Origin of the sequence: Amycolatopsis sp. NPDC004079 (assembly GCF_040610415.1) — a bacterium.
GTDB classification, from domain to species: domain Bacteria; phylum Actinomycetota; class Actinomycetes; order Mycobacteriales; family Pseudonocardiaceae; genus Amycolatopsis; species Amycolatopsis halotolerans.
In genome coordinates, this window is sequence record NZ_JBEXMH010000044.1 from 1 (window position 1) to 22,417 (window position 22,417).

The window sequence follows — 22,417 nt, forward strand, 5'->3', positions numbered from 1 at the left end:
AACCGGCTCACCCCACAATCCTGCCACCCCCCCCCCGCCCTCCACCCCGATACGACGCCTCCCTGCGGTCTGGGGTTGCTTGTCAAGGCATCTTTCCCGCCTTGACAAGCAACCCCAGACCGTCAGCACAATCAAGCTTCGGGGTGCGGGGCCCCACCACGCCGCGGTTTCGTGAGGGGAACCCTCACGGAAAGCCTCGCCGCGTAGGGTCAATCAGTTCGGGGCAGGCCAGCAATGCCAGTCGGGCTGGAACGATCCCGCAGCACCAGTCTCGCAGCGCTAATCCAGCCGGAACAGCCCCGCAGAACTAGTCCAGCCGGTACGGCCCCGCAGTACCAGCCCAGCCGGAGCAGCCCCGCAGAACTAGTCCGGCCGGAACGGCCCCGCAGCGCCAGTCCGGCCAGAACAGTCCCGCAGCCCCAGTCCAGCCGGAACATTCCTGTGCCACCAGTCCAGCCGGGGACGCTTCAGCGGCGGCACCTCAACCCCAGCCTCCCCGGCTGTGGCAGCTCAACCGAATCCACCCACCCAACGCCACCTCAAGCCGCAGCAGCCCGCACTCCCTTCCCTCACCTCACTCGGTAACCACCCCACCACCCACCGCCCCCAAAACACCCCACCCCCACAAAACTTCCCCGTCGACTATTGCGTGTTCGGATAATCCGTGTTCGGATTAACCGCATCCAGGCGAGCATCTGCCGGAAGCGGCTAAGCGGTAGGAGGTCAGCAGGTGGCGGCGAGTCAGTCGTTCGAGGTAGTGGTCGCCGGCGGCGGCTTGGGCGGCTTGTGCGCCGCCTTGTCGTTGCGGCAGCGCGGGTTGCGGGTCACCGTGGTCGAGGCCGCGCCGCAACTGGGCGAGATCGGGGCCGGGATCCAGACGGCGCCCAACGCCAGCCGGATCCTGATCGGACTGGGGTTGAGGGCTGAGCTTCAGCGGGTCAGGTGCGAGCCGCAGGACCAGGTCCGGCGACGCTGGGCCGACGGCAGCATCATCGCGCAGCTCCCGCTCGGCCAGCGGGTCGTCGAGCAATACGGGGCGCCGTATTGGCATTACCACCGGGCGGATCTGCATTCCGTTCTCCTGCGGGCGTGCATCGACCCCGACGGGGCGGGGCCGGTCGTGAAGGTGGCGACTGCGGCGAAGGTGGTCGACCTTGATCGCGGCAACCCGGAGCGGCCCGCCGTGATCACCGAGGACGGGCGACGGTTCGAAGGCGACGTCGTCGTAGGCGCGGACGGGATCCGTTCCGCGGTAAGGGACCTGGCCGGATTCGACGACACCCTCGCCTTCTCCGGCGAGATGGCGTACCGGGCATTGATCCCGGGAGATTCGATCGCGGCGGATCCGGCGACGAGGTTCCTGGTCGACCGCTATCACTCCACGATCTGGTACGGCCCGGACAAACACCTCGTCCACTACATGATCCGCGGCGGCGAGTACCTGAACGTGGTGGCGATCGTGCCGTGCACGGAGGAAGTCGAGAAAAACTGGAGTGCGCCGGCCAGCGCGGAGCAGCTCGCGGCGGAATACTCCGACTGGGACGATCGCGTGCCGACGATGCTGGCCAAGGCCAAGGACGACGTCTCGGTCTGGGCGATGTACCGGCGGCACCGCGATCCGGTGTGGGTGGACGGGCGCGTTGCGTTGCTCGGGGACGCTTGCCACGCAATGCTTCCGTACCAGGCGCAAGGGGCGTCGCAGGCGATGGAGGACGGGGCGGTTCTCGCGGAGGAGCTGGGGCAGGCGACCCGCGACGGGATCGACAACGCACTGACCCGGTATGTGCACCGGCGCGCGAAGCATGCTGGGATGGTGCAGGACGCGTCGCTGCGGAACATGAGTTTCTACCATCTCCCGGACGGTCCGGAGCAGCGCGAGCGCGACGAAAAGCTGCGGAGCTTCGACGGCGAGTCCGATGTGTCCTACGACTGGCTGTGGAACGGAACCCCGCTGGGCGACCCCGACAACGAATCCATTCACTACCAGTTCGCCCGATAGCACGAAACGGCACACGCAGACTTCGCAAAGGAGCAAAGGCTATGCGTACCGGAGACCAGGTGGTCCAAGACCTGCCGTGGCGCTGGCGCGTCCAGGGCAAGATCTTCCTCATCGGCGGGCTCGGCTACATGTTCGACGCCTGGGACGTGGCGCTGAACGGATTCCTCACCCCGTTGGTGGGCACGGAATTCGGGCTGTCGGCCACGCAGCGGGGGTTTGTCGCCACCGCCAACCTGATCGGCATGGCGGTGGGGGCGGTCGCCTGGGGGACGGTCGCGGACCGGATCGGCCGCAAGCGCGCGTTCAGCATTACGTTGCTGTTGTTCGCGTTCTTCTCGGTATTCGCGGCGTTGTCGCCGAATATCGAGATCTTCCTGCTGCTGCGGTTCCTTGCCGGAGTGGGGCTCGGCGGGTGTATTCCGGTGGATTACGCCATTGTCAGCGAGTTTTCGCCGCGCAAGCAACGCGGGCGCGTACTGTCCGCAATGGACGGTTGGTGGCCGGTCGGCACGACGCTGGCGGGGGCGTCGGCGACGTTGCTGCTTCCGGTTTCCGGGAACTGGCGCTGGATGCTGGTCCTGATGATCCTGCCCGCGGTGCTGTTGTTCTGGGCGCGGCGCGGGGTTCCGGAATCGCCGTTGTATCTGGTGCGCAAGGGGCGCGAGGCGGAAGCCCGGCTGGTCATCGACGATCTCGTCGAGCGCACCGGCGCGCCGAAGGAGCAGTACCGGATTCCGCCGGCGATCGAGGAGGACAAGCGCGGCGGCGGGTTGTTCGCGGCGGTCGATCAGTTGCGCCGCGTGTGGGCGTACAACCCGAAGGTCACGGGCGTCGCCTGGGCGTTGTTCATCACCGTGATGCTGGTGTACTACGCCGCGCTGAGCTGGATGCCGTCGATCCTCAAGGCACAGGGCTTCGGGGAGATCGCCGCGTTCGCTTCGACCACTTTGATGAACGCGCTCGGTATCGTCGGAGTCGTGGTGGCGGTGTTGCTGGTGGACCGCATCGGCCGCAAGCGGGTGATCGCCGCGGCCGGGCCGCTCGCCGCGGTCACGCTGGTGATTTTCTCGCTGGTGCTCGGCTCGGCCGAGGCCGCGGTGGTGGCGATCGGCGCGTTCGGGCTGTTCTCGCTCATCGTCATCCCGGTGATGTACGCCTTCGTGTCCGAGCTGTACCCGACGGAGCTGCGCGCTTCGGGCTTCGGCTGGGCGTCGTCGTCCAGCCGGGCGGTCACCGGGTTCGCGCCGCTGCTGTTCGGCAGCGTGCTGTGGCCGGTGCTCGGGTTGCCGCTGACGTTCACGCTGCTCGGCCTGCTCGTCGTCGGGGCCGTGGTGTTCATGGTCTTCTGCGCGCCGGAAACGCGGGGCCGGGAGCTGGACCACATCGACGGCGAGACCGCGCCCGCGCCCGCGCCGCAACAGTCCGAAATGGACGCAGTCTGATCAACGGCAGCAGAAAGGGAATCGCATGAAGCCCGCCGCGTTCGCCTACCACCGGGCGCACGACGTCGCCGACGCCGTCGGCCTGCTTTCCGACCTCGCCGCGCGAGGCCGGGAGCCGAAAGCGATCGCGGGCGGGCAGAGCCTGATGCCGATGATGAGCTTCCGCCTGGCCCGCCCGAGCGACCTGGTCGACCTCGGGCGGCTCCGCGACCTGCCGGGGATGACGGACATCGTCCAGGCCGGTTCGACGCTCCGCATCGGCGCGATGACGACGCACCGCACGGTCGAGCTGGCCCAGCTCGGCCCGGGTTTCGCGGTGCTGGCGGAGGCGATGCGGTACGTCGGGCACCTGCCGATCCGGTCTCGCGGCACGGTCGGCGGCAGCCTTGTGCACGGCGACGCCACCGCGGAGTGGTGCATGTTGGCGCTGCTGCTGGACGCGGTGATCGTCGCCGAAGGACCGAACGGCCGCCGCGAAATCCCGGCGGGGGAGATGTTCTACGGCTTCTACGCGACTGCCGTGGAGGCGGACGAGGTCGTCACCGAGGTCCGGTTCACCCGGGCGGCGCCGCGGGCGGCATTGACCGAGTTTTCCCGGCGGGCTGGCGATTTCGCGACGGTCGCGGCGGCGGTGACGCTCGAACCTCGCGCGGACGGATCGCTGGAAGGCGGCCGGGTGGTGCTCGGCGGGGTCGCGCCTGCGCCGTTGCGGGTGCCGGCGGCCGAGGAGGTGCTGATGGGCGGAGTGCCGGGGCCGGAGTTGTTCGCTGAGTGCGGCCGAGCGGCGGCGGAGGCGATCGATCCGCAGGGAGACGCGCAGGGCAGCGCGGATTACCGGCGTGCGTTGACGCGGACGCTGGTGGCGCGGAGTTTGGGCCAGGCGTGGGAGAGGGGAGACCGGTGATGGCGAGCAAGTCCGAAGAACCCCGGTTCGACGGCCGGGGCGGCAAGTGGATCGGCGCGTCCGTGCGCCGTCGCGAGGACCCGCGGCTGGTCACCGGCCGCGGACGATTCGTCGACGACATCCACCTCCACGGCATGCTCCACGCCGGGTTCGTGCGCGCGACCGTCGCGCACGGCAAGATCACCGAACTCGACCTCAGCGCCACGCGCGAGGTGGACGGCGTCGTAGCCGCGTATTCGGCGGAAGATCTCCAGCTCGGCGACATGGTCGCGCTGCTGGACCGACCGCCGGAGGAGTTCACGCCGACCACGATGCCGATTCTCGCGCGCGGCAAGGTGCGGTTCGTCGGCGAGCCGATCGCGCTGGTCATCGCGAAGGATCCGTACGCGGTCGAGGACGGCATCGAAGCCGCGCAGGTCAGCTACGAGGTCCTCGACGCCGTCGTGTCCGAGGAGACCGCGCTCGCCGAGGACGCGCCGTTGGTGCACGAGGACGCGCCGAGCAACGTGCTGCTGGACGTCACCTCGTTCGACACTCCGGGCGTGGACGAAGCGTTCGCGGACGGGTGCGTGATCGAGCTCGTCACCCGCAGCGGGCGGCAGAACGCGTTGCCGCTGGAGACGCGCGGCGCGGTGGCGTCCTGGGACGACCGCGACGAGCAGCTTCTCGTCCAGACCTGCAGCCAGGTGCCGCACCAGGTTCGTACCGTGCTGGCGCGTTCGCTGCGGATTCCGGAGCGGTCGGTGCGCGTGGTGGTCCCGGACATGGGCGGCGGCTTCGGGCAGAAATGCGTTGTCGGACGGGAGGAAATCGCGGTCGCGGCGGCGGCGAAACTGTTGCGGCGTCCGGTGAAATGGATCGAGGACCGCAGCGAAGCCCTCGCGTCCGGGTTCCTCGCGCGCGAGCAGCGGTACCGCACGCGCGCCGCGTTCACCGAGGACGGCCAGCTGACCGCGCTGGAGTCCGACATCGTGTGCGACATGGGCGCATACTCGTGCTATCCGTTCACCGTCGGCATCGAACCGCTGATGGCGGCGGCGGAAATGCCGTCGGTGTACCGGGTTCCGGCCTACCGCGTGCGGGCGAGGGCGATCACCAGCAACAAAGCGCCGACCGCGCCGTATCGCGGGGTCAGCCGCCCGCAGTACGTCATGGTGATGGAGCGGATCATGGACCTGGCCGCGCGCAGGCTCGGGCTCGATCCGGTGGAGATCCGCCGTCGTAATGTGATCACTGAATTTCCGTACACCGGCATCAACAAGGTGACTTACGACCCGGGCAGCTACCTCGAATCGCTGGAGCTGGGCGAAAAGATCCTCCGCGACGAGGGTTGGTACGAGCGGCGCGAGCAGAACCCGCACCTCGGCATCGGCTTCAGCTGCTTCTCCGAGCGCACCGGCTACGGCTCCGAGGCCTTCGCGAAGCGGAAGATGACCGTCGTCCCGGGGTTCGACGTGAGCGAGATCCGGATGGACCTCACCGGCTCCGTCGTGGTCACGAGCGGCACGATCAACCACGGGCAGTCCCACGAGACGACGTTCGCGCAGATCGTCGCGGAACGGCTCGGCGTCGACCTCGCCAAGGTCAAGCTGCGCCAAGGCGACACCGAGCGGATTTCCTACGGCTGGGGCACTTTCGCCTCGCGCTCGGTGACCATCGGCGGCTCCGCGGTGGCAACGGCGGCGACCCGGCTGGGCGAGCAGCTCTGCGTCATCGCCGCGCACCTGCTGGACACCCGGGTCGAGAACGTCGGACTCGACGGTGACGGGGGAGTGATCCAGCTCGACGATCCCCACCGGCGGCTCTCGTTCGAGGAGATCGCCGACGTCGCGTACCTGCGCAGCCACCTGCTGCCCAAGGAAGCCGAACCGACGCTCACCGCCACCGCCGCGTTCGACGTCCCCGGCGACGGCACGTTCTCGAACGCGACCCACGCGGTCGTGGTGGAAGCCGATCCGGGCACTGGCCAGGTCAAAATCCTCCGCTACGCCTGTGTCGAGGACTGCGGCGTGGTGATCAACCCGAAGGTGGTCGACGGGCAGGCGCGCGGCGGCATCGCACAGGGCATCGCCGGTGCGCTGTTCGAGGAGGTCACCTACGCGGAGAACGGCGAACCGTCGGCGGCGAGCTTCATCGACTACCTCGTCCCGACCGCCGCGGAGATTCCCGACATCACCGTCGACCACCTCGAAACCCCTTGCGCCTTCACTGAAAGCGGCGCGAAGGGAGCCGGGGAGGGCGGCACGATCGGCGCGCCCGCGGCGGTGCTGAACGCGGTCAACGACCTCCTCTGGCGCACCGGGGTCCAACTGGAGCAGACCCCGATCCACCCCGAAGCCGTCCTCGCCGCGCTCGCCGCGGCCGACCGGGAGAAAGCGGGAACCGGCGCATGACCGACAAACAGCTGATCGTCCTGACCGTCAACGGCGAGGAGCACGAACTGCTCGTGGAACCCCGGTGGACCCTGCTCGACGTGTTGCGGCACAACGTGGGCCTCACCGGCACGCACGTCGGCTGCGAGCACGGCGTGTGCGGGGCGTGCACGATCCTGGTCGACGGCGAACCGGTGCGCGCGTGCCTGATGTACGCCGTGCAGGCGGAAGGCTGCGCGATCCGGACTGTCGAAGACCTTGGCACGCCTGAAGAACCGAACGATCTGCAGCAGGCGTTTTCGGAACACCACGGCCTGCAGTGCGGCTTCTGCACGCCCGGATTCCTCATGCTCGCCGAAGGATTCCTCGCGCAGGAACCGTCGCCGACGCGGGAGGAGATCCGGGAGACGGTGTCGTCGAACCTGTGCCGCTGCACCGGGTACCAGACCATTGTGGACGCGATCGAGGCGACCGCCGCCCAGCGGTGCGCCGGAACCGGCAGGAAAGAGGACGCTGTCCGATGATTCTCGAGAACACCCTTGACCTTCCCGGCGATCCGGACACGGTGTTCGCGCTGCTCAACGACGTCGAGCGGGTCGCGGGCTGCCTGCCCGGCGCGGTGCTGGAGGGCCGGGACGGCGAGTCCTACCTCGGCAAGGTCAAGTTCAAGGTCGGACCGGTCAGCGCCGCGTACGCGGGCAAGGTGCGGTTCACCGAGATCGCCGAGGGCGAGCGGCGGCTGCGGCTGTCGGCCCGGGGCGCGGACAGCCACGGAAACGGCGACGCGGAAGCCGACGTCACGCTGACCCTGGTGCCCGGTCCGAAGGGTTCGTCGCTCAATCTGCACACGGATCTCGTGGTGCGCGGCAAGATCGCGCAGTTCGGCAAGGGCGCGATCAGCACGGTGTCGAACCGGATCCTGCAGCAGTTCGCGCAGAATCTCGGCCAGCTGCTGGAAAACGGCGGTACCACAGCCGAGCCGACGACTGCTGCCGCGCCTGCGTCAGATTCGCTCGACGGTCTGGCGATGCTGCTCCCGCCCAACGCGAAGCGCTATCTCCCGGTCGTCGCGGCGGGCGCGCTCGGGCTGTTCCAGGGCTGGCTGCTCGGCCGCGTCCGGTCGCAGCACAAACTGATCAAGGAGCTGCTGCGTGAACGCGCCTGAGAACGGACTGCACGGCACCGAGACCGACCAGACCTACGCCCGCGCTGGGTTCGGTGCCGCGGTGCCGAGGGGGACCGCGCCGGTGCTGGTCGTGGTCGACCTGACTCGCGGCTTCACCGAACCGGATTTCCCTTCCGGCGCAGACCTTTCCGTCGAAGTCGAAGCCGCCGGTGCGCTGGCCCGGGCCGCGCACGAGAGCGGAGCCCCGGTCGTCTACACCGCGATCAGCTACACCCCCGCGGAGGCGGACGGCGACGCGATCGCGTGGCTGCGCAAGGCTCCCGGCATGCGCAGCCTGCGCGACGGAAGCGCCGAAGTCGCGCTCGATCCCCGGCTGGAACGGCGCGACGAAGACCACCTGATCGTCAAGAAGGGCGCGTCCGCGTTCCATGGAACGAGTCTCGCCGCCCTGCTTACCGGCCTCGGCGCGGACACCGTGCTGATCTGCGGTGCGACGACTTCGGGTTGCGTGCGGGCCACCGCGGTCGACGCGGTCCAATCCGGCTTCAACACCCTGGTCGTCCGCGAAGCTTGCGGCGACCGCGCGCGGGGACCGCACGACGCCGCTCTCTTTGACCTGCAAGCCAAATACGCCGACGTGATCGGTCTGGGCGAGGGCGTCGAGCTGCTCGCCAAGGCCCGCTAGGAGTTCCCTCATGTCCTCAGTTTCCGACCGGGTGCTGACCCAGCCCGCGCTCGCCGATCTGGCGGACGTCCCGGCGAAGAGCGTCTGGGTGCGGTCCGGTTCCGTCCGGCTGCACGTCCTCGACTACGGCCCGGCCGACGGCGTCCCGCTGGTGATCCTGCCCGGGATCACCAGCCCGGCGATCACCATGGACTTCGTCGCCCGCGAGCTGACCGACCTCGTCCGCCCGCTGGTGCTCGACATCCGCGGCCGCGGCCTGTCCGACGACGGGCCCGGCTACGACCTCGACGCGTACGCCGCGGACGTCGAGGCCGTCATTGACCAGCTTCAGCTGGCGAAGCCGCTGCTGTTCGGCCACTCGATGGGCGCGCGGATCGCGGCCAAAGCCGCGCTGTCCGGCCGGATCGCGGGCACTGTCCTCGCCGACCCGCCGATGAGCGGCCCCGGACGCCCGTACCCGACCTCCCTGGCGGTCTTCGAATCGCAATTGGACCAAGCGCGACGGGGGACCAGCGCGGACGAGGTCGCCGCCTCGTGGCCGCGATGGCCGCGCCGGGAACAGGAACTGCGCGCTCGCTGGCTCGCGTCGTGCTCCCGGACCGCGATCGCCGCGACGCACGCGGGTTTCGAATCCGAGGAATTCCCTCCGCTGTGGGAAAACCTGCCCGGGCCCGCCGTGCTGCTGTACGGCGCGGAGAGCCCGGTGGTGACCTCGGCGGACGTCGCGGTGCTGGAGAAATCGCCGCATCCGCTGGAAGCCGTGGCGGGTGCCGGGCACATGATCTTCTGGGACGAACCCCAGCCCGCCCTCCACGCCCTTCGCTCGACCTTGAAAGACCTGCTCGCCCCTCGCACCTGATCCGCCGTCCGTGAGGGGAACCCTCAGGGACTCTGATTCCCTCAGGGTTCCCCTCACGGACCTTTCCCAATTTCGCGTACTCGGATAATCCGTATTCGGACAATCAAGGAGGTCGCCATGGACCAGAACCTGTTCAACGACATCTGCTTGCGCCAGCTGACTTTTTCCGGCGTGCACGAGGGGGAGACGGTCGTCGTGCTGACGCGCGGCGCCGAGCGCGGGGAGTACGCGGACGCCTTCCTCTGGGCCGCCCAGCAGCTCGGCGCGGCGACCTATCACCTGCGGCTGCCGTCGCCGGCGAGCGCGTCCGGCGCGTGGGCGGTCGGGCAGTCCGGCCTTGACCAGCTGCCGCTCGCGGTGGAGGCGCTGAAGGCCGCGGACATGGTCGTGGACTGCACGTTCCTGCTGTTCAGCGAGGAGCAGTTCGCGATCCAGGCCGCCGGCACCCGGATCCTGACCGCCGTCGAGCCGCCCGAGCTGCTGGCCCGGCTGATGCCGACGAAGGAGCTGCGCGAGCGCGTCGAGACCGGCGCGGAACTGCTGGCCAAGGCCAAGACCATGCGGATCACCAGTCCGCACGGGACGGACGTCACCTACCAGCTGGGCGTGTACCCGACGATGAGCGAGTACGGCTACACCGACCAGCCGGGCCGCTGGGACCACTGGCCCGCGGCGTTCGTCTTCACCGGCGGTTCGGACGACGGGGTGGACGGCAAGATCGTGCTCGCGCCCGGCGACGTGCTGCTGCCGTTCAACACCTATGTGCAGACGCCGGTTGAGCTGACCATCGAAAAGGGCTTCATCCAGGACATCCGCGGCGGCGCGGGCTCGTCCGGCCTCGACGCCGACCTGCTGCGCGGCTACATCGAATCGTTCGACGACCCGCGCGGCTACGGCATGTCGCACGTCGGCTGGGGCCTCGACGAGCGGGCGCACTGGCACGGCCTGACCCAGTTCCCCGGCGGCATGGGCATGGAGCTGCGCAGCTTCTACGGCAACGTGATGTTCTCGATCGGCCCGAACAACGAACTCGGCGGCCCGAACGACACGGCGTGCCACTTCGACATCCCGATGCGCGGCAACAGCCTGTACCTCGACGACGAGCTGATCGTCGACGCGGGCGAGCTGACCGTGAAGGACATGCGCCCGGCGGCGAAGCGATGACCGACCACCACATCGGGATGATCGTCCCGAGTTCCAACCTGACCATGGAAACCGAGCTGCCGCGGATGCTGCGCGCCCGCGAGGAGCGCTACCCGGAGGACCGGTTCGTCTTCCATTCCGCCCGCGCGCGGATGCAGCACGTGACGCCGGAGCAGTTGCGCGCCATGAACGCCCAGGCGGAACGCGCGGCCACCGAGCTTGCGGACGCGCGGCCCGGCGTCGTGGCGACAGCGTGTCTCGTCGCGATCATGGCGCAGGGGCCGGGATATCACTGCACTGCCGAGGATTCGATCACGTCGGCGTTGCGCGCGGAAGGCTCGGACGCGCCGGTGGTTTCGTCGGCGGGCGCGCTGCTGTCCGGGATCGCCGCGTTGGCGGCGAAGCGGGTCGCGATCGTGACGCCGTATCTGAAACCTCTGACCCAGGCGGTGATCGAATACCTGGAGGACGCGGGCGTCGAGGTGGTTGATTCGCTCTCGTTGGAGGTGCCCGACAACCTCGCGGTGGCGCGGCTGGACCCGGCGGATCTGCTTGAGCACTACCGGAAACTGGACCTTTCGCGGGCGGACGCGCTGGTGCTGTCGGCTTGTGTGCAGATGCCGTCGCTGCCCTCGATCCAGCCGGTTCAGGACGCGGTGGGGATTCCGGTGCTTTCGGCGGCTACGGCTACGACGTTCCGGATCCTCTCCGAGCTGGGGGTTGCGCCGGAGGTGCCGAACGCGGGGCATTTGCTGAGCGGGAAGGTTCCGGCGGCCGGTTAGCGGCCCGCGGGGGCAGGCTTCGGCCTGCCCCCGCGGGGTTTCACGCGTGGCACTGGTAGAGCGTCTGGGCTCCGCCCATCGGCCCGGCCTCCTGCTGTGCGGAGGCCGGTTTTCCGCCGTAAGCGGCCGGATCGACGGTGGTGCAGTGCTGCTTGATCCACTCCTGCCGCTTTTCCCCGGCTCCGCCGCTCATCCCCGGCATGCGCATGCCGCCGGTGCCGCCGAGGACGAACTTGAGCTTGCCTTCGGCGGTCCACTGCTGGAGCTGGCCGACCGACGGCGAATCGTCGCTGCCGAGGAAGCCGCCCATGCCGATCACGGTCTCGTCGGAGCCGATGATGAAGTTCGACGACATCATGGCCGAGCCGTCGACCGCGAGGGTGATCTCCGCGCCGCCGCTGTGCTGCTTGGCGTAGGCGAGGACGCGCCGCTGGTCGTCGGTGAGCTTGCCGTTCATGAAATCGGCCATGCCGCCGGGCTTCCGCGCGCCGCCGGGGGCTCCCGGCATTCCGCCCGGGCCGCCGGGGAACCCGGAAGCGTCCGGCGACCCGCCCGGCATTCCACCTGGGAAGTCAGCGGCGTCCGGCATTCCGGGCATTCCCGCTTCGCGCCCGCCGCCCGGCATCCGCATCCCGCCGAATCCGCCCGGGAAGCCGAGGCCGCCCGGCCCGGCCGACGGCATGCCGCCCATGCTCTCGCCGGTCGCCGCCGTCGCGGTGGACCACACGGTCGGCACGAACAGCACGGTGACGACCGCGAGCACCAGCGACGCCCGGGTCAGGATCGCCTTCCGCGCCGAGGTCAGCTTCCCCAGCACGAGCGCGAGGACCGCGACCACGCCGACCGCCAGCACTGTCCACCGGGTCCAGCCATGCCACGAGGGATCGCGGTTGGCGAGGACGAACGCCCAGCCAGCGGTGAGCGCGACGGCCGCGGGCAGCAGCAACCAGCCGTAGCCGGAGCCCTGCCGGTACTCGCGCCAGAACCCGGTGAGCCCGGCCGCGCAGATCGCGGCGATCGCCGGGGCCAGCATGGTCGTGTAGTACGGGTGCCAGATCCCCTGCGCGTAGCTGAAGACCACGCCGGTCACCAGGAGCCAGCTGCCCCAAGCGAACCAGCCCGCCCGCCGCGCCGGGTCGCCCGGCTGCTTCCGCCGGATACCGCGCACCGCGACGGCGACCAGGACCAGCAGCGCCAGCGGCAGCAGCCAGGAGATCTGCCCGCCGACCGAACTGCTGAACATCCGGCCGAGCCCGGTCTCGCCGCCGAACGGGCCGCCGGCGCCGCCCGGCGGCGGGGTCATGCCCGCGGGCAGCTCCATGCCGCCGGGCAGGTCTCCGCCGCGCGGGCCGCCTCCTCCGGGACCGAAGTTGCCTTCGCCGCCGAAGATCCGGCCGAAACCGTTGTAGCCGAAGATCAGGTTCAGCGCGGTGCCGTCGGTGCTGCCGCCCATGTACGGTTTCGAGCCCGGCCACAGGTCGTGCAGCGCGGTCCACCAGAACGAGGAAACGATCAGCACCCCGGCCGCGCCGAGCAGATCCAGCAGCCGCCGCTTGACCGGCGCGGAGGTGCCGACGAAGTACGCGAGCGCGAAGCCGGGCAGGACGATCCACGCCTGCATCATCTTGGTGACGAACCCGCAGCCCACGAAGAACGCGCACCACAGCAGCCACCGGGTGCGCGCGCGGCTCGTGTCCGCCTGCACCGAGCGAGTGAACGCGTAGGCCGCGGCGATGAGCAGCAGCACGAGCAGCGTGTCCGGGTTGTTGTCCCGGTTGATCGCCACGGTGATCGGCGTGAGGGTGAGGATCAACGCGGCCAGCAGCGCGGTGTTTTCCCCGGCCCACAGCCGCACGGTGCGGTGCAGCAGGAAAACCGCCGCGATGCCTTCGAGCACCTGCGGCAGCAGCAGCGACCAGCCGTGAAAGCCGAAGACCAGTACCGAAATCGCTTGCGGCCACAGGGACATCGGCGGTTTGTCCACAGTGAACACGCCGTACGGGTCGAACGAACCGAAGAGGAAGTTCGAGAAGCTGCCGGTCATGGACTTCACAGCCGCGGAGTAGTAGCTGTTGCCCAGTTGCCCGCCGCCGATCCGCCAGGCGTAGAGCGCGCCGGCGGCCACGCAGATCACGGCGAGCGCCCACGGCTGCCATCGCGAGCGGTTCGCGGGGGCGGCGGTTTCGGCCGGCGCCGCTGAAGGGGCGTCGACTGTCATTCTTCGTCCTTTCCGTTGTCCTGGCGGAAGACCCAGGTGCGCAGCAATACGAACCGGCCCGCGGTGCCGAGCACCGAGGCCGCGAGCAGCACGGTCAGTTCCAGCGCCCGGCTCGGCTCGGCGGCCAGCGCGTGCAGCAGGAGCAGCGCGGCCGAGGTGAAGGCGTAGTAGAGGCCGAACACCACGAATCCTTGCAGGTGCGCCTTGCGGCGCGGGGTGCCCGCACCGGCGAAGGTGAAGCGGCGGTTGGCCTCGGTGTTGAACAGCGTGGTGAGCACGAGCGCGGCGAGGTTGGCCGCGAGCACCGGCCACCACAGGCGGAAAAGCCCGTAGAGCGCCAGATTCGCGACCGTGGAGAGCACGCCGATCACCGCGAACGACAGGATTTCCCAGAACCGGCCGCCGCCGGGCGGGCTCAGCACCGCGTCCGGGTGCGCGGCCCTCGGCGCGGGACGGCGGGGCAGATCCGGCACCTTCGCCGTGCCCGCCGCCTTGGCCCGGGCGACCCGGATCAGCCCGCGGATGTCGTCGAGCGCGGTCTTGGCGACGTCGACGCGGCTGTCGGCGTCTTCGACCCAGTCGACCGGCACCTCGTGCACGCGCAGCCCGTTGTGCTCGGCCAGCAGCAGGAGTTCGGTGTCGAAGAACCACGCGTCGTCCCGCACGTGGTCCAGCAGCGGGCGCAGCACGTCGGTGCGCGCGGCCTTGAACCCGCACTGCGCGTCGGAGAACCGCGCGCCGTGGCTCAGCCGGATCATCTTGTTGTAGCACCGGGAGACGAACTCGCGTTTCGGCCCGCGCACGGTGCGCGCCCCCGGTGCCAGCCGCGAGCCGATGGCCAGGTCCGAATGCCCGTTGACCAGGGGAGCCACCAGCGGCAGCAGGGCGTCGAGGCCGGTGGAGAGGTCGACGTCCATGTACACCACGACGTCGGCGGTGCTCGCCCGCCAGGTTTCGCGCAGCGCCAGGCCGCGGCCCTTCCGGTCGAGGTGGCGCACCCGCAGCGCCTTGTCGTCGCGGGAGAGCGCCTCGGCGACCTCCAGGGTCCGGTCCGTGCTCGCGTTGTCCGCGATCACGATGGTCCACTCGAAGGGGAACTCGCGGCGCAGGAACTCGCGCAGGACCTGAACGCAGCCGGGCAGGGCGCGTTCCTCGTTGTAGACCGGGATGACGATGTCCACGGTCGCGGTCGCCGCCCCCGGTTCGGGGGACGTGGTCAACCCTCTGGTCGCGCCGACCGACATGCTTCCTCCGTTCGGGGATGGTTTCCGGCCGTGCACGACGCTGTGTGACCGCTTCGGGTCTCACCGTGGCGTGGTCGTCGTGAGAAAGACCTGGAAAAAACCTGAGAGGATCGTGAGAAGCTGATCTTTCCCCGGTCGTGGGACGAACAGCGTCCGCACAGGCTGACCGCGTAGCCTCGGCCCGATTCGGGAGGCTCACGACGCGGAAGGGACCGGGCGGATGCGGCTGCTGGTGGTGGACGACGACCCCGACGTGCGGGAAAGCCTCCAGCGCAGCCTCGCCTTCGAGGGCTACGACGTCGCCGTGGCCGCGGGCGGCGCGGCGGCGGTGGCGGCGCTCGCCGGGGCGGCCAGACCCGATCTGGTGATCCTGGACGTGATGATGCCCGAGGTCGACGGACTGGAGACGTGCCGGCGGATCCGGGCGGCGGGGGAGCGGCTGCCGGTGCTGATGCTGACCGCTCGGGACGCGCTGGGCGACCGGGTCACCGGCCTCGACTCCGGCGCCGACGACTATCTCGTGAAGCCGTTCGCGCTGGAGGAACTGCTGGCGCGGGTACGGGCGCTGCTGAAGCAGAATCGCGCCGCGCCGGGTTCGGCGGTGCACCGGTTCGGGGATCTGGAACTCGACCCGGAAACGCGCGAGGTGACCCGCGCCGGGCGGCGGCTGGAGCTCACGCCGACCGAGTTCGACCTGCTCGCGGTGTTCCTGCGGGCACCGGAGAAGGTGCTCACCAAGAACCGGCTGCGGCAGGCGGTGTGGGGGCGGGAACCGAGCCGTACCAACAATCTCGACGTCTACGTCGGGTATCTGCGCCGCAAGACCGAGGCGGGCGGGGCGACCCGGCTGCTGCACACCGTGCGCGGTGTCGGATTCGTGCTGCGGGCGCCGTGAGGCGGCATCGGGAGCCCCGGATGCTGCTGCGCAGCCGGGTCGCGCTGATCACCGCCGCGATCGTCGCGGTCGCGATCGCGGCGATCAGCACCGTCACTTATCTGTCCACAGAGCACAGTCTCCGCACGCAGCTGGACGAAACCCTGCTCGGCGGCTGGCCGCCGCCCGGCGAGGGCGATCCTTCGGTGCCGAAGCCGGGATTGGAGGATCTCTGCCGCCGCAGCACTCCCGGCAGGCCGCTGCAGCGGTTCCTGGAAGGCGTCCAGCTGCTGAAAGCGGACGGCACGGTCTGCGCGCCGCCCGGCGTGGACTCGGTCGTCGTCGACCCGGCCGACCGCGCCGCGCGCACGGTGACCCTGCGGGACGGCCACACGCGGTCCGGCACTCCGGTCCGGGTCCTGCTCGGTCCCTTCAGCGACGGGAATGTGCTGGTCATCTCGCGCAGTCTCGCCGAGGTCGACAGCACGCTCGCCGGCCTGCGCACCATCCTGATCGCGGTTTCGGTGCTGGGCGCGCTGCTCGCCGCCGCGGCCGGGCTGCTGCTGACCCGGCGCACGCTGCGGCCGATGGCGCGGCTGACCGGCGCCGCCGAGGAAATCGCCCGCACGCACGACCTCGACCTTCCGGTCACCGTGTCCGGCCGCGACGAGGTCGGCCGCCTCGGCCGCGCGTTCGCCGCGATGACCGGCGCGCTGGCCGATTCGCGCAGGCGGCAGCGCGCGCTGGTCACCGACGCCGCGCACGAACTGCGGACGCCGCTGACCAGCCTGCGCACCAACATCGACCTGCTGGCGCGCAGCGAACACACCGGCCGCGCCCTCGCCGACGGCGACCGCGGCCGGTTGCTCGACCGGCTCCAGGCGCAGGCGGGCGAACTCGGCGACCTCGTCACCGAACTGGTCGTGCTCGCCCGCGACGAGCACGAGTTCGACCACGCCGACGTCGCCATGGGCACGGTCGTCCGGCACGCCGTCCGCCGGGCGTCGAGCCGCGCGCGCAAGCACACCTTCGACGTGCGGAGCGCCGAATGGCACGTCTGCGGCGACGAGGGCGCGCTGGAACGGATGGTGCTGAACCTGCTGGACAACGCGATCAAGTTCGCGCCCGCCGGTTCGGCGGTCACGGTGCGTTCGGAACCGGGGCTGGTGTCGGTGGCCGACGAGGGCCCCGGCATCGCCGCGGCGGACCGGACGTCGGCGTTCGACCGGTTTTGGCGCGCGCCGGAGGCCCGGTCGCTGCCGGGATCGGGACTGGGCTTGGCGATCGTCGTGGACATCGCTGCCGCGCATGGCGGATACGCGCGCTTCGAGGATCCGCCGTCCGGGCAGGGAGCGCTGGCAGTGGTCCGGGTGCCGCCCGCGGTCGTGGCGGGTTCGCCACTGCCGCCCGGGATCCGCGACTGACTACCGACGGGCGGCCACCAGTTCGCGGACCCGCGGCGCGACCTCTCGCGCGAACAACCGGACGGCGTCGGCGGAGTCCACGGACAGGAGAAACGCGCTCATCCCGTGCGTGAGCGCGAGTTCGGCGAGTTGCTCGGCCCATTCGGCGGTGCTGCCGGACGGAATCCCGGGCAGGTTGTACAGCCGCCGGATCTCGCCGGGGGAGCGGCCCGCTTTCCGGGCGGCGTCGTCGATGAGTGCGTTCGCGGCGGGCAGCCGGTCCGGCGGGATCCGGGTCATGCTCGGCAGCCAGCCGTCCGCGGTCCGGCCAATCAGGCGCAGCATGCGCGGGCCGAGCGCGCCGAGCCAGATTTCCATCCGGTGCACCGGGAACGGGCCTGGCGGAGTGCCGGTGAGCCGGTGATGAGTGCCGGGCACGGTGGCGGGCGGACCGGGTGTCCACAGTGCACGGACGACTTCGATCGCTTCCGTAAGCGCGTCGAAGGCTTCGCCGGGTGTGTACCGCGGACCGCCCTGGGCGGCGATGTCGTCCCAGTACGCGCCAGCGCCGAGGGCGAGTTCGGTGCGGCCGCCGGTGAGCAGGTCGAGACTCGCGGCCGAGCGCGCGAGCACGGCGGGCGGGCGCAGGGGCAGGTTGGCGACGTTGGGGAACACGCGCAGCCGCTCGGTGCGCGCCGCGACGACGCTCAGGACGGTCCACGCGTCGAGCAGGTCCGGGCGATACGGGTGGTCCGGCACGCTGAGCAGGTCGAGCCCGGCCGTGTCGGCGGCTTCGGCGAGCCTGGTCGCGGCGGCGGGGGAGGCGGCTTCCGGCAGGAGGATGACGCCGAACTGGAGGTCGTGGCCGTAGTCAGGCATGGGTCGCCCAAAATCGTGTCATGACGACATGATTACCTGACGAAACGAAAACTGTCCAGCGGGTAGGATCCCGGAATGGACGAACTGCGCCCGCCGACCCTGCTCGCGCTGCCCTCGTACCTCGCTGGGCACGTCGCGCGGATCGGACGCCGCGAACTGGCGGGCGCGCTCGAGAAGCGCGATCTCCGGCTGCCGCATTTCGCCGTGCTGGCCGGGCTTTCCGACTTCGGTCCGCTGGCACAGCACGCGCTCGCCGACCGGCTCGGGCTCAACCGCAGTCACCTCGTCGGCTACCTGGACGAACTGGAACGCCGGGACCTCGTCGGCCGCGAACGCGATCCGGACGACCGGCGTCGTCAGCGCGTCACGCTCACCGAAGCCGGGAAGGCGCTGACGGGGGAGCTGAAACGGGAGGCCAGCCGGTCGCAGGACGTGTTTCTTGCCGAATTGTCGGCGAAAGAACGCGAGACGCTGGTTTCCTTGCTGCGGCGGGTGGTGGTCGCGGACGACCGGGCACAGGCGGGGGCCGGGTAAGTTCCGCTTCCGGTGATTGCCCTGCGGCGCAACGGGTAACCGGAGCTTCCCGACACCCGAGGAGGCAGCATGGCCGCACCCACCCGAACCGACCTCATCACCGTGATCACCGACGACCACCGCGACGTTGAGCGGGTGTTCGCCGAACTCGAGGCCGAACCCGAGGCGGGCAACCGGAAAGACGTGGTCGACCACGTGATCGCCGAGCTCGTCCGGCATTCCGTCGCGGAAGAACAGCTCATGTACCCGGCCGCGCGCAAGTACCTCGACGACGGCGACGAGATCGCCGACCACGAGATCGAGGAGCACGGCGAGGCCGAGAAGGTCATGAAACAGCTGGAGGGCAAGCACCCCGGCGAGCCGGAGTTCGAGGAGCTGCTGGGCAAGCTCATCGCGGACGTCCGCCACCACATCAAGGACGAGGAGACCGACCTCCTGCCGCGACTGCGCGAGGCGTGTTCGGCCGAGGAACTCGACCGGCTGGGCGAGCGGGTGCTGGCGGCGAAGAATGTCGCGCCGACCAGGCCGCATCCCCACGCGCCGAGCAAACCGCCCGCCAATCTGATCCTCGCGCGGGGCGCGGCGTTCGTCGACAAGATCCGCGACGCGCTGACCGGGCGGAGGAGCTGACTGGACCGACAGCGGCCAAGAAGGCGCATGATTCTTGCTCGCCGGAAACCGTTGCGGGTACCCGATAGCGGGCCTGGTTTAACGTCGCGTCCGCGCGGCTAACCAGGCCCATGCGGATCTTGCTGTGGCACGTACCCGGATCGTGGCCCGACGCCGTCGCGGAGGGCACCCGATGAGGATCGCGATGGTGGCCGGGCACGCCAGTCCGCTCGCCGCGCCGGGGGAGGACGACGCGGGCGGCCAGAACGTCCACGTGGCAGGCCTTTCCGCGGCGCTGGTCCGCAGCGGGCACGGCGTGACTGTCTACACGCGACGCGACGACCCGGAAGCGCCCGCCTCGGTGGACGTTCCGGCCGGTTACCGCGTCGTGCATGTCCCGGCGGGCCCGGCGCGCCGGCTGCCGAAGGACGAATTCGTGCCGTATCTGGGGGAATTCGGCAGCTGGCTGCGCGACCGGTGGACGGAGGAACCGCCGGACGTGGCGCACGCGCACTTCTGGACGTCCGGGGTCGCGACCGTCCTCGCCGCGCGCGAGGCCGGAGTGCCGACAGTGCAGACGTTTCACACGCTGGGCGTGGTGAAGCGGCGGAATCTGGGCGACGCCGACACGAGCCCGCCGGACCGGATGCGGCTGGAGCGGATGGTCGGCAAGCAGGCCGGCCGGATCGTGGCGGGTTGCTCGGACGAGGTGTTCGAACTGGCTCGTCAGGGGGTGCCGCGACAGCGGATCTCGGTGGTGCCGTGCGGGGTCGACCCCGACCGGTTCGGCACCGGCGGCCCGGTGGCTTCGCGGACCGCGCCGAAGCGGCTGGTGTCGGTGGGGAGATTGGTGCCGCGCAAGGGATTCGACCTGGCTGTCGCCGCCTTGCCGCGGGTGCCGGACACCGAACTGGTGATCGCGGGCGGACCGCCTTCCGCGGCGCTCTCGCGGCATCCGGAGGCGCAGCGGCTGCGGCGGCTCGCGGAGCGGCTCGGGGTCGCTGACCGGGTACAGCTGGCAGGTCAGGTGAGCCGCGCCGAGATGCCGGCGTTGCTGCGTTCGGCGGACGCGGTGCTGTGCACGCCTTGGTACGAGTCGTTCGGGATCGTCCCGCTGGAGGCGATGGCGTGCGGGGTGCCGGTGGTGGCCGCCGCGGTGGGCGGTTTGGCCGACACGGTGGTGGACGGCATCACCGGACGCCTGGTGCCGCCGCGCGATCCGGCCCGGCTTTCGGCTCGGCTGCGGGCTTTGCTGGACGAACCCGCCGAGTTGGAGGCCCTGGGGACGGCGGGCCTGGAGCGGGTTCGGGCGCGGTATTCGTGGGACCGGATCGCGGCGGAGACCGTGCGGGCGTACGAGAAGGCCGTGCCGGTGGGAGAGTCCGGGTGGGCTGCGGCGCGGTGAAGGTCCAGGCGTCGCGTACGCGACGGCACCGGAAGGCTTGCGCGCGGCCGAAATTCGGTGCCGTGCGGACGATGTTCAGCATCGCGACGCGCGTCGGGTCGTGACCGTCCGGCATGGGGATTCCGCCACCGCTCGGAGCGGGTTACTCCTCGCGCAGCGATTTCGCGACGGAACCGCCTGCTTCGTCCGCCTGTTCGCCGGGGTCCGGATCCGCCCTTCGCTGCGGGAGATCTTCGTCCGGGGCCACCGCCTGGGCCGCTTCCGCCCGGGCGAGAGTCTCGTCGTCGGGCGGGTTTTGCGCGGGCTGGACGTCCGGCCGTTCCTCGGCGAGCCTGCGGCCGAGCGGTGCGCCTTCGCGCGCCTCGGCGGGCGTCGTGGCCTCCCGGGTCGCCGGGCTCCAGCGTTCGGCGGGTTCGACGCCGTCCTCCAGCGGGTCGACCCGCAGTTCGTCCTCGTCGAGTGCCTCGGACGGGTCGAGCGTTTCGGGCTCAGCCGGATCGCGGTCGGCCATCGTGCTCCCTTCTCCGTACAACGCTTTCCTCGCCGAGTACCCGTGTGGAACGGGATAAAACGGCGTCAGGCGGCGGCGAGATCGCGGATCGCGGTCTGCGCTTTCTGGACTTCCTGCCCGACCAGGAACGCGGTGAAGCGGGCGACCGAGATGCTGTGCGCCGCCGAGGCGACGGCGTCGCAGGCTTCCTGGGCGTCGGCCGCGCGATGCCGCACGCGCCCGGCGAGCAACGCGTCTTCGAGCTGGCCGCACAAGTCGGGGAGCAATTCGGAGAGATCGTCGGCGAGGAGGCTCAGCGAGCCGAGCGTCCGGTACAGCTCCGCGGGGGATTCGCAGCCCCCAGCACCGGCTTCGCGACGGACCTGACTTGGCTCAAGATCGCTGATCTTGGGTAGGGTGCTGGCTGTTGAGCTGCGGTTTCGTCGTGTGAACGGCGAAAATCTGCGCACTGAGCGGCCGGTTCCAGGGGTCTGCCCATCGCTTCCCGGTTACGGCTTCAGCGACAAGCCGGCCGCGCCGGGGTGGGGGGATCGAGCGGATATCCGACGCGTGGTGCGAGCTGATGGCCCGGCTCGGCTACCGGAGGTTCGGTGCCCGGGGCAGCGACTGGGGCACCAGCATCGCCACGAGCATCGGTCAACGGCAACCCGATCGGGTCGCCGGCATCCATCTCATGCCGCCGCTCGCACCGCCCGATCCGGCCACGGTGGACGACCTCATCGGTGCCGAGTGGGCGGCGCTCGCGACACTGCGGGAGGCGTGGGAAAGCCTCCGGCAGGTCAACGAATGGATCTCCGGGTCGGCCGGCGCGCCGGTGACCGTACCCACCGGCTGTTCGGTCTTCCCCAAGGAGCTGAAGAGCCCGTCTCGGCGGTGGGCGGAGCGCCGGTTCCCGAACATCCGGTACTGGAACGAGCCCGGCAAGGGCGGCCGCTTCGCGGCGTTCGAGCAGCCGGCGTTGTTCGTCGACGAGGTCCGGTCATTCTTCCGGCTGGTCCGCTGATGGTCACCCGTACTAGGTAAGCGGCTGGCTGAAGATCAGCAAGTGCCCATCGGGTGTCCGTACGTTGAAGTCGCGCATCCCGTAGGGCCGGTCAGCCAGTGGCTCGACGATGTCGGCGCCGCGGGCGCGCAGCTCGTCGTGGCAGGAATCGACGTCGTCGACGATAACCGTCACCCTGGCCGGGCCGACGCTGCTTTCGGCGTACAGGTGGAACTCGGCGGAGTCGCGGATCACGGCCGCGTAGCTAGGTGGGGTCTCCCAGGTGAATATGGTGTCGAATCCGAGCGCGTCCGTGAAGTACGACCGCGCTGCCTGCACATCTCGGCACGGCAGCACGGGAACCGCCACCCGCATGACCATTTCGTCACCTTACCTGACTTTGGCTCAAGATCGCTGATCTTGGGTCGGGTGCTGGCTGTTGAGCT

At 70.2% G+C, this 22,417-nt stretch carries 22 protein-coding genes; 16 read left to right on the forward strand and 6 right to left on the reverse strand.

Going from position 1 to position 22,417, the window contains the following annotated elements:
• Positions 1 to 730 precede the first annotated feature (730 nt).
• From ABZX37_RS33795 to ABZX37_RS33840, 10 genes are all read left to right on the forward strand, one after another.
• Entirely contained in the window at positions 731 to 1,999 is a 1,269-nt protein-coding gene (locus ABZX37_RS33795; protein ID WP_354746508.1) for an FAD-dependent monooxygenase, read from the forward strand.
• A 41-nt stretch (positions 2,000 to 2,040) separates the two neighbouring features.
• Positions 2,041 to 3,441 carry an MFS transporter gene (locus ABZX37_RS33800; protein ID WP_354746510.1) on the forward strand — a complete coding sequence of 467 codons (1,401 nt, stop codon included), beginning with the start codon at positions 2,041 to 2,043 and terminating at the stop codon, positions 3,439 to 3,441.
• Between the two features lie 25 nt (positions 3,442 to 3,466).
• Entirely contained in the window at positions 3,467 to 4,345 is an 879-nt protein-coding gene (locus tag ABZX37_RS33805; RefSeq protein ID WP_354746512.1) for an FAD binding domain-containing protein, read from the forward strand.
• Positions 4,345 to 6,738, forward strand: coding sequence for a xanthine dehydrogenase family protein molybdopterin-binding subunit (locus ABZX37_RS33810; protein ID WP_354746514.1), 2,394 nt, complete (start codon positions 4,345 to 4,347; stop codon positions 6,736 to 6,738). The genes ABZX37_RS33805 and ABZX37_RS33810 overlap by 1 nt, the downstream gene beginning before the upstream one ends.
• Complete coding sequence (locus ABZX37_RS33815) at positions 6,735 to 7,241, forward strand: (2Fe-2S)-binding protein (RefSeq protein WP_354746516.1); 507 nt, start codon at positions 6,735 to 6,737, stop codon at positions 7,239 to 7,241. The genes ABZX37_RS33810 and ABZX37_RS33815 overlap by 4 nt, the downstream gene beginning before the upstream one ends.
• The gene (locus ABZX37_RS33820; RefSeq protein ID WP_354746518.1) at positions 7,238 to 7,882 is read left to right on the forward strand and encodes an SRPBCC family protein; all 645 of its coding nucleotides are present in this window, start codon (positions 7,238 to 7,240) and stop codon (positions 7,880 to 7,882) included. Before ABZX37_RS33815 ends, ABZX37_RS33820 begins: the two co-directional genes overlap by 4 nt.
• Complete coding sequence (locus ABZX37_RS33825; protein ID WP_354746520.1) at positions 7,869 to 8,528, forward strand: isochorismatase family protein; 660 nt, start codon at positions 7,869 to 7,871, stop codon at positions 8,526 to 8,528. The genes ABZX37_RS33820 and ABZX37_RS33825 overlap by 14 nt, the downstream gene beginning before the upstream one ends.
• Before the next feature lie 10 nt (positions 8,529 to 8,538).
• Positions 8,539 to 9,387, forward strand: a complete 849-nt coding sequence (locus ABZX37_RS33830; protein ID WP_354746521.1) for an alpha/beta hydrolase — start codon at positions 8,539 to 8,541, stop codon at positions 9,385 to 9,387.
• A 117-nt stretch (positions 9,388 to 9,504) separates the two neighbouring features.
• Entirely contained in the window at positions 9,505 to 10,551 is a 1,047-nt protein-coding gene (locus tag ABZX37_RS33835; protein WP_354746523.1) for a leucyl aminopeptidase, read from the forward strand.
• A complete protein-coding gene (locus tag ABZX37_RS33840) occupies positions 10,548 to 11,312 on the forward strand; it encodes an Asp/Glu racemase (protein ID WP_354746525.1) in 765 nt (254 codons plus the stop codon). The genes ABZX37_RS33835 and ABZX37_RS33840 overlap by 4 nt, the downstream gene beginning before the upstream one ends.
• 40 nt (positions 11,313 to 11,352) lie before the next feature.
• On the opposite strand, the gene ABZX37_RS33845 is transcribed toward ABZX37_RS33840, so the two are convergent.
• Both ABZX37_RS33845 and ABZX37_RS33850 read right to left on the reverse strand, forming a co-directional pair.
• Positions 11,353 to 13,530, reverse strand: coding sequence for a glycosyltransferase family 39 protein (locus ABZX37_RS33845; protein WP_354746526.1), 2,178 nt, complete (start codon positions 13,528 to 13,530; stop codon positions 11,353 to 11,355).
• A complete protein-coding gene (locus tag ABZX37_RS33850) occupies positions 13,527 to 14,774 on the reverse strand; it encodes a glycosyltransferase (protein ID WP_354746528.1) in 1,248 nt (415 codons plus the stop codon). Before ABZX37_RS33850 ends, ABZX37_RS33845 begins: the two co-directional genes overlap by 4 nt.
• Positions 14,775 to 14,994: 220 nt before the next feature.
• Here ABZX37_RS33850 and ABZX37_RS33855 point away from each other — a divergent pair, with 220 nt between their 5' ends.
• The gene (locus ABZX37_RS33855; protein ID WP_354746530.1) at positions 14,995 to 15,669 is read left to right on the forward strand and encodes a response regulator transcription factor; all 675 of its coding nucleotides are present in this window, start codon (positions 14,995 to 14,997) and stop codon (positions 15,667 to 15,669) included.
• Between the two features lie 20 nt (positions 15,670 to 15,689).
• Complete coding sequence (locus ABZX37_RS33860; protein ID WP_354746532.1) at positions 15,690 to 17,072, forward strand: HAMP domain-containing sensor histidine kinase; 1,383 nt, start codon at positions 15,690 to 15,692, stop codon at positions 17,070 to 17,072.
• Here ABZX37_RS33860 and ABZX37_RS33865 read toward each other — a convergent pair whose 3' ends face one another.
• Positions 17,073 to 17,930: an LLM class flavin-dependent oxidoreductase gene (locus ABZX37_RS33865; protein ID WP_354746534.1), complete on the reverse strand. Its 858-nt coding sequence runs from the start codon at positions 17,928 to 17,930 to the stop codon at positions 17,073 to 17,075.
• A 75-nt stretch (positions 17,931 to 18,005) separates the two neighbouring features.
• Here ABZX37_RS33865 and ABZX37_RS33870 point away from each other — a divergent pair, with 75 nt between their 5' ends.
• The 3 genes from ABZX37_RS33870 (at position 18,006) to ABZX37_RS33880 (ending at position 20,478) form a co-directional block, all read left to right on the forward strand.
• Positions 18,006 to 18,464 (forward strand): MarR family transcriptional regulator, encoded by a 459-nt coding sequence (locus tag ABZX37_RS33870; RefSeq protein WP_354746536.1) that lies wholly within the window; start codon positions 18,006 to 18,008, stop codon positions 18,462 to 18,464.
• A gap of 69 nt (positions 18,465 to 18,533) precedes the next feature.
• The gene (locus ABZX37_RS33875) at positions 18,534 to 19,094 is read left to right on the forward strand and encodes a hemerythrin domain-containing protein (protein WP_354746538.1); all 561 of its coding nucleotides are present in this window, start codon (positions 18,534 to 18,536) and stop codon (positions 19,092 to 19,094) included.
• 172 nt (positions 19,095 to 19,266) lie between these two features.
• Positions 19,267 to 20,478, forward strand: coding sequence for a glycosyltransferase (locus tag ABZX37_RS33880; RefSeq protein WP_354746540.1), 1,212 nt, complete (start codon positions 19,267 to 19,269; stop codon positions 20,476 to 20,478).
• Between the two features lie 142 nt (positions 20,479 to 20,620).
• Here the strand turns inward: ABZX37_RS33880 and ABZX37_RS33885 are convergent, their stop codons facing one another.
• Together ABZX37_RS33885 and ABZX37_RS33890 are read right to left on the reverse strand one after the other, a co-directional pair.
• Positions 20,621 to 20,989, reverse strand: a complete 369-nt coding sequence (locus ABZX37_RS33885) for a hypothetical protein (protein WP_354746542.1) — start codon at positions 20,987 to 20,989, stop codon at positions 20,621 to 20,623.
• 65 nt (positions 20,990 to 21,054) lie between these two features.
• A complete protein-coding gene (locus ABZX37_RS33890; protein WP_354746544.1) occupies positions 21,055 to 21,438 on the reverse strand; it encodes a hypothetical protein in 384 nt (127 codons plus the stop codon).
• Between the two features lie 113 nt (positions 21,439 to 21,551).
• Between ABZX37_RS33890 and ABZX37_RS33895 the strand changes: the two genes are divergently transcribed.
• Positions 21,552 to 21,992, forward strand: coding sequence for an alpha/beta hydrolase (locus tag ABZX37_RS33895; RefSeq protein ID WP_354746546.1), 441 nt, complete (start codon positions 21,552 to 21,554; stop codon positions 21,990 to 21,992).
• A 12-nt stretch (positions 21,993 to 22,004) separates the two neighbouring features.
• On the opposite strand, the gene ABZX37_RS33900 is transcribed toward ABZX37_RS33895, so the two are convergent.
• On the reverse strand, positions 22,005 to 22,352 hold the full coding sequence (locus ABZX37_RS33900; RefSeq protein ID WP_354746548.1) for a VOC family protein: 348 nt from the start codon (positions 22,350 to 22,352) through the stop codon (positions 22,005 to 22,007).
• Positions 22,353 to 22,417 lie beyond the last annotated feature (65 nt).

Excerpts from the sequence above, each read along its gene's own strand:
- ABZX37_RS33800 (WP_354746510.1), top strand. The coding sequence starts at position 2,041 with ATGCGTACCGGAGACCAGGTGGTCCAAGACCTGCCGTGGCGCTGGCGC.
- ABZX37_RS33805 (WP_354746512.1), top strand. The coding sequence starts at position 3,467 with ATGAAGCCCGCCGCGTTCGCCTACCACCGGGCGCACGACGTCGCCGAC.
- ABZX37_RS33810 (WP_354746514.1), top strand. The coding sequence starts at position 4,345 with ATGGCGAGCAAGTCCGAAGAACCCCGGTTCGACGGCCGGGGCGGCAAG.
- ABZX37_RS33815 (WP_354746516.1), top strand. The coding sequence starts at position 6,735 with ATGACCGACAAACAGCTGATCGTCCTGACCGTCAACGGCGAGGAGCAC.
- ABZX37_RS33820 (WP_354746518.1), top strand. The coding sequence starts at position 7,238 with ATGATTCTCGAGAACACCCTTGACCTTCCCGGCGATCCGGACACGGTG.
- ABZX37_RS33830 (WP_354746521.1), top strand. The coding sequence starts at position 8,539 with ATGTCCTCAGTTTCCGACCGGGTGCTGACCCAGCCCGCGCTCGCCGAT.
- ABZX37_RS33835 (WP_354746523.1), top strand. The coding sequence starts at position 9,505 with ATGGACCAGAACCTGTTCAACGACATCTGCTTGCGCCAGCTGACTTTT.
- ABZX37_RS33840 (WP_354746525.1), top strand. The coding sequence starts at position 10,548 with ATGACCGACCACCACATCGGGATGATCGTCCCGAGTTCCAACCTGACC.
- ABZX37_RS33845 (WP_354746526.1), bottom strand. The coding sequence starts at position 13,530 with ATGACAGTCGACGCCCCTTCAGCGGCGCCGGCCGAAACCGCCGCCCCC.
- ABZX37_RS33850 (WP_354746528.1), bottom strand. The coding sequence starts at position 14,774 with ATGTCGGTCGGCGCGACCAGAGGGTTGACCACGTCCCCCGAACCGGGG.
- ABZX37_RS33855 (WP_354746530.1), top strand. The coding sequence starts at position 14,995 with ATGCGGCTGCTGGTGGTGGACGACGACCCCGACGTGCGGGAAAGCCTC.
- ABZX37_RS33860 (WP_354746532.1), top strand. The coding sequence starts at position 15,690 with ATGCTGCTGCGCAGCCGGGTCGCGCTGATCACCGCCGCGATCGTCGCG.
- ABZX37_RS33865 (WP_354746534.1), bottom strand. The coding sequence starts at position 17,930 with ATGCCTGACTACGGCCACGACCTCCAGTTCGGCGTCATCCTCCTGCCG.
- ABZX37_RS33870 (WP_354746536.1), top strand. The coding sequence starts at position 18,006 with ATGGACGAACTGCGCCCGCCGACCCTGCTCGCGCTGCCCTCGTACCTC.
- ABZX37_RS33875 (WP_354746538.1), top strand. The coding sequence starts at position 18,534 with ATGGCCGCACCCACCCGAACCGACCTCATCACCGTGATCACCGACGAC.
- ABZX37_RS33880 (WP_354746540.1), top strand. The coding sequence starts at position 19,267 with ATGAGGATCGCGATGGTGGCCGGGCACGCCAGTCCGCTCGCCGCGCCG.
- ABZX37_RS33885 (WP_354746542.1), bottom strand. The coding sequence starts at position 20,989 with ATGGCCGACCGCGATCCGGCTGAGCCCGAAACGCTCGACCCGTCCGAG.
- ABZX37_RS33895 (WP_354746546.1), top strand. The coding sequence starts at position 21,552 with ATGGCCCGGCTCGGCTACCGGAGGTTCGGTGCCCGGGGCAGCGACTGG.
- ABZX37_RS33900 (WP_354746548.1), bottom strand. The coding sequence starts at position 22,352 with ATGGTCATGCGGGTGGCGGTTCCCGTGCTGCCGTGCCGAGATGTGCAG.